The organism is Ralstonia sp. 1138, assembly GCF_040544795.1.
GTDB lineage: Bacteria > Pseudomonadota > Gammaproteobacteria > Burkholderiales > Burkholderiaceae > Ralstonia > Ralstonia flatus.
Map to the genome: position 1 here is coordinate 33,040 of NZ_JBEPKQ010000004.1, position 10,925 is coordinate 43,964.

14 protein-coding genes are annotated in these 10,925 nt (G+C 61.5%); 1 reads left to right on the forward strand and 13 read right to left on the reverse strand.

Translation table 11 applies throughout. The features are described from left to right. The first annotated feature begins 175 nt into the window (after positions 1-175). Positions 176-568: a hypothetical protein gene (locus tag ABIC76_RS17675; RefSeq protein WP_354534758.1), complete on the forward strand. Its 393-nt coding sequence runs from the start codon at positions 176-178 to the stop codon at positions 566-568. On the opposite strand, the gene ABIC76_RS17680 is transcribed toward ABIC76_RS17675, so the two are convergent. The 13 genes from ABIC76_RS17680 to ABIC76_RS17740 form a co-directional block, all read right to left on the reverse strand. Further along, the gene (locus ABIC76_RS17680) at positions 565-1,710 is read right to left on the reverse strand and encodes a tetratricopeptide repeat protein (RefSeq protein WP_354534759.1); all 1,146 of its coding nucleotides are present in this window, start codon (positions 1,708-1,710) and stop codon (positions 565-567) included. The genes ABIC76_RS17675 and ABIC76_RS17680 overlap by 4 nt on opposite strands. 90 nt (positions 1,711-1,800) lie before the next feature. Next, positions 1,801-2,223 carry a hypothetical protein gene (locus ABIC76_RS17685; RefSeq protein WP_354534760.1) on the reverse strand — a complete coding sequence of 141 codons (423 nt, stop codon included), beginning with the start codon at positions 2,221-2,223 and terminating at the stop codon, positions 1,801-1,803. 455 nt (positions 2,224-2,678) lie between these two features. Next, positions 2,679-3,125: an SMI1/KNR4 family protein gene (locus ABIC76_RS17690; protein WP_354534761.1), complete on the reverse strand. Its 447-nt coding sequence runs from the start codon at positions 3,123-3,125 to the stop codon at positions 2,679-2,681. Positions 3,126-3,233: 108 nt separating this feature from the next. Then, positions 3,234-3,842, reverse strand: coding sequence for a hypothetical protein (locus ABIC76_RS17695; RefSeq protein ID WP_354534762.1), 609 nt, complete (start codon positions 3,840-3,842; stop codon positions 3,234-3,236). 290 nt (positions 3,843-4,132) lie between these two features. Next, positions 4,133-4,837, reverse strand: coding sequence for a sigma-70 family RNA polymerase sigma factor (locus tag ABIC76_RS17700; RefSeq protein WP_502947867.1), 705 nt, complete (start codon positions 4,835-4,837; stop codon positions 4,133-4,135). A 148-nt stretch (positions 4,838-4,985) separates the two neighbouring features. Continuing rightward, positions 4,986-5,807 carry a flagellar type III secretion system pore protein FliP gene (fliP, locus tag ABIC76_RS17705; protein ID WP_354534764.1) on the reverse strand — a complete coding sequence of 274 codons (822 nt, stop codon included), beginning with the start codon at positions 5,805-5,807 and terminating at the stop codon, positions 4,986-4,988. Further along, positions 5,800-6,213, reverse strand: a complete 414-nt coding sequence (locus ABIC76_RS17710; protein WP_354534765.1) for a flagellar biosynthetic protein FliO — start codon at positions 6,211-6,213, stop codon at positions 5,800-5,802. Before ABIC76_RS17710 ends, fliP begins: the two co-directional genes overlap by 8 nt. Before the next feature lie 208 nt (positions 6,214-6,421). Then, positions 6,422-6,826: a FliM/FliN family flagellar motor switch protein gene (locus ABIC76_RS17715; protein ID WP_354534766.1), complete on the reverse strand. Its 405-nt coding sequence runs from the start codon at positions 6,824-6,826 to the stop codon at positions 6,422-6,424. Positions 6,827-6,875: 49 nt separating this feature from the next. Further along, the gene (locus tag ABIC76_RS17720) at positions 6,876-7,877 is read right to left on the reverse strand and encodes a FliM/FliN family flagellar motor C-terminal domain-containing protein (RefSeq protein WP_354534767.1); all 1,002 of its coding nucleotides are present in this window, start codon (positions 7,875-7,877) and stop codon (positions 6,876-6,878) included. Continuing rightward, positions 7,874-9,061, reverse strand: coding sequence for a flagellar hook protein FlgE (locus ABIC76_RS17725; RefSeq protein WP_354534768.1), 1,188 nt, complete (start codon positions 9,059-9,061; stop codon positions 7,874-7,876). Before ABIC76_RS17725 ends, ABIC76_RS17720 begins: the two co-directional genes overlap by 4 nt. Before the next feature lie 33 nt (positions 9,062-9,094). Next, a complete protein-coding gene (locus ABIC76_RS17730) occupies positions 9,095-9,499 on the reverse strand; it encodes a flagellar hook capping FlgD N-terminal domain-containing protein (RefSeq protein ID WP_354534769.1) in 405 nt (134 codons plus the stop codon). Beyond that, on the reverse strand, positions 9,496-10,323 hold the full coding sequence (locus tag ABIC76_RS17735) for a hypothetical protein (protein WP_354534770.1): 828 nt from the start codon (positions 10,321-10,323) through the stop codon (positions 9,496-9,498). The genes ABIC76_RS17730 and ABIC76_RS17735 overlap by 4 nt, the downstream gene beginning before the upstream one ends. A 116-nt stretch (positions 10,324-10,439) precedes the next feature. Further along, positions 10,440-10,910: a flagellar FliJ family protein gene (locus tag ABIC76_RS17740; RefSeq protein ID WP_354534771.1), complete on the reverse strand. Its 471-nt coding sequence runs from the start codon at positions 10,908-10,910 to the stop codon at positions 10,440-10,442. Positions 10,911-10,925 lie beyond the last annotated feature (15 nt).

Genomic DNA, 10,925 nt, shown 5'->3' on the forward strand with positions numbered 1-10,925 from the left:
CTTCCCTCACCTGCTCCGCATGGACAGGTGTGTGGTCGCTTATGGGTAGCAGCCCGAGACCATTGCCAGCTCGACGAAGCGATACAATGGACACCCCCGCATCCGCGCCGGATTGCTCCGTCGCATGCAGACCGCTCTGCCCGCGCGTTGAAACGCCGCCCAACGTCCCTGTCTCATGAGCACGATTGATCTCACTAGCAAGCTTCTCGCGCACATCCGCGCCGAGGCGCTTGCGTGGCAGCGTCAAGTGCCCGCTGGCACGGCGCGCGGCACCACCGCCCCGTCCGCGCCGCGCACACCGCGCAATGCGGACGATCTTCTGATGAACGTCGCGCAGTCGGTCGTCGCGATCGACCCCGACGATCCACTGCGCAAGAAGAAGGCGTTTCGCATCTATTTGCGCTCGGTGTTGGCGGGCGAACTCGGCACCCATCTGCTCAACGATCCCGGCTTCGACGATCTGGTCGGGCGCGTGCAGGATACGATGGAACGGGACGCCCAACTGCAGTCGGCCATGGAGCACGCGGGCGAATTGCTTCTGGAGACCGCGCGGGCAACCCGGCGTTAGTGGCGATCCGGCTGGAAGGCCGCGTCGGCCAGCGACTGGCCCTCGCGTGGCCCGCGATGCTGGGCAAGCACACGTTGGGCCAACCGACGGAAGGCGGCCGGATCGTTCACCTCACCGGACAGCATCGCTTGCGCATAGCGCGCCGACAAGCAAGTCTTGTCGAGCCCAAGCGCCAAACCGATCTCCCGTGCAGCCTCCGTCCGTTCCCCTTCGGCCACCAGCACGACGGCCAGAGAGCCGTGGCTCTCCCCGAAATTCCGATCCAGCGCCAACGCACTGGCAAAGGCCTCGTGGGCGGCGGGCAGATTCCGGCGCATGAACTCGCACCAGCCAAGACCGATCCACGTCCCGATATGCTTGGGCAAATAGCGGACGGCGTTTTGAAATGCCTGGTGCGCCAAGTCCAGACGCTGCTCCAGCAGATAGGTAAAAGCCAGCCCCGACCAACTGCGTCCATCTGTCGGATGGATCGCGAGCGCAAGCTCAAATACCGTCTGCGCACCCGCCGTATCCTGCCTGCCTAGCGCCAACGTCCCTTGGACGGCAAGCGCCTCCAGTTGGTGAGCATTCTGGCCCAGCGCCAATGCGGACCACGCTTGCGCATCTTCCTGTCGGCCGGCGTCGAGCGCCATCAAGCTGGCTACGCCGAATACCTCAGCTGAGGCAGGATGCGCGGCGACGTAGTCGTCAAATCTGCGCAGTCCGTCATCCAACTGCGCCAGATGGTGCTGGCACCGCAACCACAGCGCCAATGCGGGCTGCATGCTTTCGCCAGCGCTAATCACGATCGGTTCCAGACGGTTGCGCGCCGCTTCGATCTCGCCCTGGACGAAGAGCGCATAGGCGAGGTTGGTTTGAACCGCAACGTCATCGGTGCCCGCCACCACCAAGTCTTCCAGCAGGGATTGTGCGGCCGGGTAATCCTTGCGCGCGAGAAACAGCACGGCCTGGCGGTGCAGCCACGACGCCTGCGCACGACCTTTGTCCAGCACAGCCTCAAGCTGTTGCTGGGCCAGCTCAAAATCTCCAGCCTCCAATGCGGCATCGAAGATGTCCGCACGCAACTGCGCGTTCTCTGGATCCGCTTTCAGATACGTCTGCAGGTTCGCCAAACGTTGCGCAACAGCTGGGTTAGGTTGCATCAGAATTTCCTCGAGAATTGGGTACCTGAATGTCTGTTAGTGGCCGGGAGCGGACGACGATTGCCCATTCCGCTTCATTGGCAAGTTCCATTACACGCACGGCGCTATCAACGCGTGTTGGATTCCAAATGGCCGGAGAACGTCTAAGGCCTTCTCAGAGACGACCAAGCGTAGGTCTGTGGCAATACCAAAGTCATGCTTGCCAGCGTCACCGGTGACTTTCAACCAGTACAGACTCGGCACCTTGCGTGCCGGATGCATCTCATGGAACACCGCAGAAGCCGAAACCTCGAGTTCTGCCAACTCAATCCCCGTTGCGCCGTTCCTCTCGAGGGCTTCTGCCGCAAGCTTTGTTGCCATCACGCAAGGGAACGTTTCTAATATCGCATCCCCCAGCCAGCCGCCCAACTCGACATGTAATCTGTCTATCCTGGGTGGATGCAAGCTGGCATCGAGAATCGTGTTCTCGCCCAATCCTCCCGCCGCCTCTGGTTCAAGAAAGAAGTACTTCATCTCAAATAGCCCTGGTTCCTATGATGCCGAAGAGCCACCGGTCCCGACGACATCTCTGAGCTTGCTCAGGTCGGGAACATCGGATTCCACGAAGTACAGGTCTTCCGCTATGCCCGTCACGTTGTCACAGACGCCAATAACAAAGTCCCGGCTGAAAAGAGCGTGAAGGCGCCCCATAAAGTGAGCAATTGTCTCCACGTCTTGGAACCAGTCAGGCGGTTCCGCTCCCCTGTCGGGCAGCCAAGGTTCAGCCCCAAGTCCCAGCTTGGGAAGTCGCCAGCTTGAGCAGTGGACTCGGGCGCGCGTTGGTTGATGACTATTGGCTGCACGCCAGACCACTGTTCGGCGTCAACAAATAACCGAAGCTGATGCTCAATAGGCTCCGCTACGTCGCTCAGGTCTGCGCCATCAACATATGCGTATAAGGTATGCCGAGACATCGGATGGCGAATCCTTCAGCCGAGAACAAAGCGCAGTAGCCACTGATGGAAATCTGCTGCAATCGGCACGCCGTGCTGGTTTGAGTGATATTCGAAATTCACAACTGAACACTCCCCACCAAGCATCCGCCGGCTCGTATCAAGACAATAAGCCCCGTCCTCATGAACTCCGACAACGACAAGTTGAACAGGCAATGCCGCCTTAGCACGTAGTCGTAGCGTATCGTAATGAACGCTTCCACCGTTGCCTACGAGCGCGCCCTCATCAGTGGTTCCCGATACGGCGTTATCCCCCAAGCTCATAGCGCCATAGTTCGCAAGGAACTCTCGGTATGACGGCGGAAACTCCTCTTGTAGAGCGCGCTCGACTTCATCGATGTCCGCTGTAGTCGTTGGGCCAGCAATCCAAACCTCAGTACCGGCCCCACGTGCTTTCTCAATCAGTTTGTCTATGGCATCCAAGGAGGACTCCTGTGCGAATTGCCCGCTTCTGGCCGAGAGCGGGCTGCTAATGGCTGTGAGTCAGCACAACGTTGGCACGCCGCTGTACCCAACATCCTCTCTCGCGAGCTATCGCGCTTTGAGCGATACGCCTTCGGGGAGTGGACCTGAGGTGAGAACTGCGCTAATGAGCTGGGCATCCTCCACTGACGATGCAGAAATACCTATGTCACGCCGTAACGGACCAGCGACACGTAACCGTCCAATGACCTGCCCATCCCATTGCACGACGGCCAAGCCCCCCCTTGCGTTAGCTGTACGTGTCGCCACGCGCTGCGCCGCTGAATCGGTCAATCGAATCGCAACATCTGAACTCGCCAAGAATCCCGACTTTTCAACATCCTTTTCAGTTATCAATGGCTCCGCAGGAGCTACTTCAAGTGTGATGCGAAGCTTGCCCTTCGTTTGTGTCAGCGTGTTCAGTTGCTTTGGGCTTGGCTGCCATCCAGTGAAGCGAATTGAAACTAGGTTGCCGTTTGCTTGTGCGCTCACTGAATCAAAGAAACTGGGCTTGATTTCCTTGAATCGGCTCTCGACAATGCGTGCCACCCGAGCAGTGCCGTCTGCATCCGTACCGCTAACCTCCCAACTCTGCTGTGACTCCAACCCAGAAGCTCCCCCCGCAAGAAGCAGGAGAAATGTAAAGACTGCGGTCGCTTCCTTCCAAGAAATTCTCATTATTTTCCTGACTTCGATGGTTCACGAAAATAGTTCATTGGTGGAGAGGAGAAGCACCATTCAGGCTAGCCACGACAAGGTCGCACAGTAGTCCCACTGAAGCAACTCCTCAGCTAATTGTTCAGTGTCCATGTTCGACTACCGTACGGCTGCTTCTGGCCGCTCTGCGACGCCTCCTGACTTACCCTCACCAAATACCTTGTACTTGCAACGCACAAGGCGCAATTGACCGCAAAACGCGGATACCCGAAAAGTTTCCGTCATCGCGCAGGCCACCTGCCCGCACGCCGTCAGTACGCAATATCACATCGCCCCTGTCGCGTGACCAGCGCACGCAACCGTTGCAGGCCTTGCTTGTGCAACTGCGACACCCGGCCTTTGGTCAGCCCCAGTTGCGCAGCCACGTCCTCGAAAGGCATCTGCTGCTGATAATGCAGGCGGATGACATCCTGCTCCCGCGGCGTCAACTGTTGCGCCAAATTCCAGATCTGCCGGCACAACTGCCGCAACTCGATCTTGGAATAGGCATTGTCCGGCAAGGCTTCATCGTCGCTTGCCATCATGCCGGTGCCTTCCAGCAAGATGCCCAGGGCGATACCGACGCCGATCTCGCCCAACTCCCGCAACAACTTCTCTGCCGTGCCATCCGACGGCGGTTCGCTGGCAAGCGATGCGGCACGTTCTGCCGCGAGACGGCGGCGCAGGCCGATCTGTTGCTGCTGGTCGCTCAGGCGCTCAAGCCCGCTTAGCACGGCCCCCACGATGCGTGGCGTGGCGAACGTCTTGAACTGCGCACCGTGGGCCGGATCGAAACGCTCGAGCGCTTCCATCAGGCCAACCACCGCGAACTGCAGATACTCCGCAAATTCGAAGGCATCATGGGTACGCTTAGCATAAAGACTCGCCGCCTGCGCCTTTGCATAGGGAAGATAGCGCTCCACCAGCGCGTCGCGTGCCGTAACGTTACCGTGTGAGCGTAATTGCTCCCAAAGCACGGCTTCATTTGCGGGCGACCATGCCTCGGACTCACCAGCCCGCCCGCCAGCCTCGGCTTGCCGAACCCGATCGCTAGCGTTGTCCCGCGATTCTCCCGGTGGCGCGTCGCTTGGCTCTCTCATGCGCTCTCATGCATTCGGCGCACCGTCAGTGAAACGACCCGACCAGAGCCTTGAGCAGCAAGCCCCAGCCATCCATCAGCACGAACATCAGAATCTTGAGCGGCAGCGAAACCGTGGACGGCGGCATCATCATCATGCCGAGCGCCATCAGGATGCTCGACACCACGAGGTCGATCAGCAGGAACGGCAAGAAAACCACGAAGCCGATCTGGAACGCCGTGCGCAACTCCGAGAGCATGTACGCGGGAATCAACTGCACATTGCTGATGTCCTCCATCGACTGCGGCGGTTTCGCCTTGGAGAGCTCCACCATCAGGGCCAGATCCTGCTCGCGGGTCTGGCGAACCATGAATTCCCGCAGTGGCGCGGCACCGCGCTCGTAGGCGGTCTCCATGGAAATGGCGCCCGTCATGAAGGGCTGAAACGCCTGGGTGTTGATCTGCTCGATCGCCGGTGACATCGTGAACAGGGTCAGGAACAACGCTAGGCCGATCAATGCGGTGTTGGGCGGCGTCTCCTGCATGCCAAGACCGTGCCGAAGCATCGACAGCACGATGATGATGCGCAGAAAGGACGTCACCGACACCAGCAATGCGGGCAGGATCGCCAGCACCGTCAGGCCCAGCACGACGCGTAAGGCTTGCGCGGTCTCGGTGGATGGCGTGGCGCGCTGATCCTTGGCGGCAGGATGTGACGGGGTAGGCGTGATGGCCATAGCGGCAGCGGGTGCCCCCACCGCGGCGTTGCCCGGCAACGGTGCCAGCAGCATCCCTGCGCATAGGAGCAGGCTCAGAAAGCACGGCGGCACACGCAGGCAACGAGCCGCGCGCAGGAGGTGTCTAAGCATGCTCGCCCACCTCTGGCGCAACGCCCCTCGCCTGACCACCGGAACCAGCCGAGCCCTTGGCAAGCAGCGATACTGCGTGCTCGGTGCAGCCAATCAGCCATTGCTGCCCTTCCCATTCAATGACGTGCAAACTGACCTTGTCCGCCAGACGCGACGAATGCACGACGCGCACGTCGGCGCTGCCAGAGCGCGCCGCAAACCGGTCCTTCCACGTGTTCGCCCGACGCTGCCGCGGTGCACTCCCGCGCAGCCGCCGGAGCAACCACCACAGCGCCACCCCGAGCAAGGCAATCACCGCCAGCAGTTGCGGCACGCTGAAACCCGCAGCGCCATTCGCATCCGGCTCCCGGCGCAACGGAATGCTTTGCGGCAGTCGCCCCGCCTGCGGCGTTTCGGCGGCAGGCACTGAAGCCTCGTGCGCATCGCCTGCGCTCGACTGCGCCGAAAATGGCGGTGCTGATAATGCAGCAGACGGGGCCGTCTGCGCCCGCGCGTGCAGGCTCGATAGAATCAGCAGGCCTGGCAGCACTGCGCCAAGCGCAATGCTGCGCGCAAAGTTCCGGCTCGGAGGCACGGGGGGCACCGAATCAAGAATTGGACGCAAGGCCACTGCCCTATACCTTCAGCGCGACCGGCAGTTCCGTGATGCGCACCCCGAAATGCTCATCGACCGCCACCAGTTGGCCTCGCGCCACCACTTTGCCTTCCAGCAACAGATCCACGGGTTGCGCCACCTTGCTGTCCAGACGGAGCACCTGCTGCTCCTGGACCGCCATCAACTCACCGACAGTGAGCGTGGTGGTGCCCACGCACACCGTCAGTTGCGCTTTGACCCGGGCCAAAGGACTCGTAGGTAACGTCTCGGTATGCAGCGGCGCACGGGAACCCGAGCCGCCTGCCGCATGCAGTTCGGTGAGCGCCAATGGTTGCGCAACCGGCAAGGATTCACCCGACGCCGCTGTACCAAGCTTCCCGTCATCGCCAACCGGGTTCAAAACATGCTCCATGACCGTTTCCATTCAAAACTCAAACTCTTCGACATTGCGTCGCATTCACTGCGATGCGCTGTCAGTTCGCTGCATCGACCGGAAGCAGTTCAACCGCCCGATCCTCATCAACCTTGCCCAGAAAGGCGTGGCAAAACACCGTCCCGTCCTCCGCTCGCACAGACAGTGGCGCCTCCAACGCGTGTGGCGTGCGAACGACGTCGCCAATGCGCAGCCCCGCCAAATTTCCCAACTCGATCGTGACGGGATTCAACTCCACCGTCATGGACAGCGTTTCATCGGCCAGCGCCAAAAGCACGGGAACGCGCGCCGCGCCGGATGCGTTCTGCCCACTCCGGGCCTGCGTCGAAACCGCGCTGTCCTGCCCGAGAAGATGGGCGGCACAGTTGAAATCCATGACCAGGTGAAAACGCTGCCAACACCAACCCATGGAGAGCCACACCGCCCCAGACCACGGCTGCCGCACGTGCTCCGGCAAGCCATGCAGCATCGCATCGGAGGGACAGGATGCATCCCCTTCATTCGCGCCAAACCATTCGCGCAAGCGGGCGCACCAGTCATCCACGGCATCGGCGCAAACACCGCCCGCGACAGAGGACCCAACATCGCCCTGTGGGTCATTGCGTGCGAGGGAAGACGCGCCAAATAGCGCTGCCTGCACGGCCACGGCTGCCTGTTCACGCACGCGATCGCCGTACCGACTGTCTTCGTCACCCACGATGCCAACGCCCGCTTCAGGAACCTCCAAGGTCCACCAGCAGCCTTGATCGGCAAGATCGGCCGACAACGCCAGCCACGGCCCGGCGACAAGGCGCGCGCTATCCGCGTCCCGCGTGTCCAAATAGACGCTCACCGGCACTGCTTCATGCGCCACCTCTGGACCGGGTGCCGCGCCTGGCAGTCCCCAGTCCAGGACCCACTGTGCAAACAGCGTCCGCGCGCCAGCAACCAACCGCTCCAGTTGCCCCTCTGACCACCAAACCAACGGCCGCGCGAAGGCCGCCTCCTGCGCCGCGGCCAAGCACCGCTGTTCAACGGGGAGCAGACTATTCACGGCATTCATTGCGTGCGCATCGAGAAGAGCGTGGCCAGCATGTCATTGGCGGTCGACACCACTTGTGACGAGGCTTGATAGCCGCGCTGCATGATCACCAGATTGCTGAACTCCTGCGATAGGTCGACGTTCGAGAGTTCCACCGAGCCGGATTGGAGCGTTCCGAACGCACCGCTGCCGGCGGCCCCGGTTTCCCACGCAGCGCCGTTGGCCACTTCGTACTCGTTACTGCCGACCGCGTTCACCGCATCCAGTGAATTGAAGCGCCCCAGGGCGAGCTGGGCGGGCTTGACAGTCTGACCGTTGGAGTACGTCAGCACCAGCGTTCCAGTCGCATCAAACGTGGCCTTGGTCAGGCTGCCTACGCCGTACCCATCCTGGGAGGCAACCGCCACTGTTGATTGGCTGCCGGAATCGAACGACGTGACGTTCTTCGAGAAATCGAGGGTCAGCGGAATCGCCGCTTTCCCGCTCGGCGTGTACGTCACCGCCACCGTCGAATGGGCCGGATCCGGCTGGCCGTTGAGGAAGGCGATCGTGCCGCTGCCTACCGTGGTCGTGCCGTCCAACAGCGTCACTGTCCAGCTACCGGACTTTCCGCTCACCGGCGCGAGCTTGGCTGACAGCGTGTGCGTGCTGCCCGAGGCGTCGATCACGGAGATGCTGCCGACCGTTTGGCCCGTGGACGTGCTCGACAGATTGCCGCTGAAGGTCACCGTGCTGGTGGCCTTGGCCGGATTGCTCCTCAGCGCCGCAATGCTGATTGGGGTGAGGTTCCCAGTCGAATCCAGCGCCATCACCTGCTCGTTCGTGGCGGTCGAGATCAGATTGCCGTCGGTGTTGAACTTGAATTGTCCGTCTCGCGTGTAATGAACCGTTCCATCGGCCGCCCGCAGCACAAACAGGCCCTGGCCATTGATCGCCACATCCAGGTCATTGCCCGTGGTCTGTAACTGCCCTTGCTGGAAATTGAGCACCGTTCCAACGGTATTGAGGCCGTAGCCAAACTGGCTGGCCGTCTGCTCGCCAGGTTGCCCACCCAACCCTTTGGTCGAGTAGAAGAGATCCGTGAACTGCAGCGAGGACCCCTTGAAGCCGGGGGTATTCATGTTTGTCGTGTTATTCGAGATCACCCGCAACCCGCCCTCGAAGCCGTGCAGGCCGGTCATCGCGACGTAGATGGAATCAAGCATTGAGGACTCCGTGCCTGGATGGATGAGTGGGATTTACCGCACGGCGACAATTTGGCTCAGGCCAATGTTGGTCAGCGTCCCGCTGCTGCCAGCATTGACGGTGAGCAGCGGGGAGCTTCCCGAGAGCGAAAGCGCCGAGACCGTGCCGGTCACGGTGCCCGAGTTTGTCGTGATGTCGACGGTTCGGCCGATCAAGCCCACCGATTGCAACGCGGCCTGATTCGAGACCAGCGCCTCGATGTTGTTGTTCATCTGCTGGGTCTGGCCAAGCGCCGTGAACTGGGCGATCTGTGCCATGAACTGTTCGTTGTCCATGGGCTTGAGCGGATCCTGATAGGTCAATTGCGTGAGCAGGACCTTCAGGAAATCCTGCATGTTCAGGCTATTGACCTGCGACCCTGTCGCACCGGCCACACTGCTTGCTGCTGAGATCGTCATCGTTGTACCTGCTCATCACATTGAAACATCGGCTGGCCAGAAGACCCGCCACCGTCCTGCAGACCCTGCTGGCGCGCGCTGTCTTGCAGCTGGGCCAGTTGAGTGTTCTTCATCCAGCCGCGCGCCGTTGCACCCGCCACCGGGCGGCCGTTGCACACGAGGCCAAGCAACTGATTGCCGCTCTCCGCCAATACGCGTTCCAGCTGCCGCTGAATCTGAGGCAACGCCGCGCTGGCATCGCGGTCGATCCCAAGCCACACACGCACCCCCGCGTCCGTCCATTGCGCGTGAACACGTACCTTGGGATTGGGCGCCTGCGCAGCTGATGCCGATCGCGTGGACGCCAACGGTGGTTCGGCCTCACGCGAACTCTCCGGCGATTGCGCGGACGATGCGACAGCGGCGCCCCCCACCGGCGACGAAACCGCTGCCTTAACCGGATTAGCTGACGTGATCGCAGCCGGCGTGGTCACGGCAATCTCCACGTCGACCGCGCTGCTCACCGACGAACGCACCGCTTCGTCAAACGCCGCAGCCAATGCGCTTGACTGTTGAGCGCTTTTGGCCGCGTGCCGCTCGTCCGGGCTGAAACCGTTGCCTGTAAAAACGGCTGCACCGAACCAGCCGGCCTGTGCCGTGCCCGCATTCATCTGGACACCGCGCTCTGCATGGTGGCCGGCTGCGGTCTTCTGATGACGCGCCGCCAATTCACCCTGCGTCGTCGCTTGGCGTGAAACATCCACGTGCGGCGCGGTAGCGCTACCGTGCTCCTTACCGTCACCGCCCGAATGCTTGAACCACCCGGCAAAATCCGCCTGCTCCATAGCGCGCTGCCAAGCCTGACTGCGCACCGACGCACCGCCAGCAAGTCCTGTCTGACTTGGCGAGGCCGATCGACTGGCAAGGCCTGTCGCCGGCACGTGGATGCTGTGTTCCATTTTCATACGCGGCCCTCCGCAACACCTTGGCCCTGCCTTGCGATCCAGTCGTGGTCCGATTGTTTCGCTACGCGGCTGTTCTGTGCCTGCACATAGTCAGCCACACTGTCCTCGCGGTGCCGTTCCACCACGTCCAATTTTTGCTGGGCTGCCACGCAGGCCAAGTGCACTGCCTGCTTGCGACGCAGCAGCAATTCGAGCGTGGCTTCCTGCTCGATCAACCGCGAGCGCAACGCTGCCAACCAGGCGATCCCGCGCCGGTACGCGTCCACATCAAACCACCGCCGAGCCGCATCAAAAGATGCTTGGGCGGCATCGTCATATTGGGCTTTCATGCGCGCCAATTCGCCCTGGCCCTGCGTGACATCCCGCTGCAGGCGGCCCAATTCCGCCAGTTGCTTGTCAAGGTGCCACTGCCGCTGCTGACGCAGCGGCTCCAGGGCATACTCGAAGCCCCGCAGATCAGCCATCATGACGACTTCTCCGAA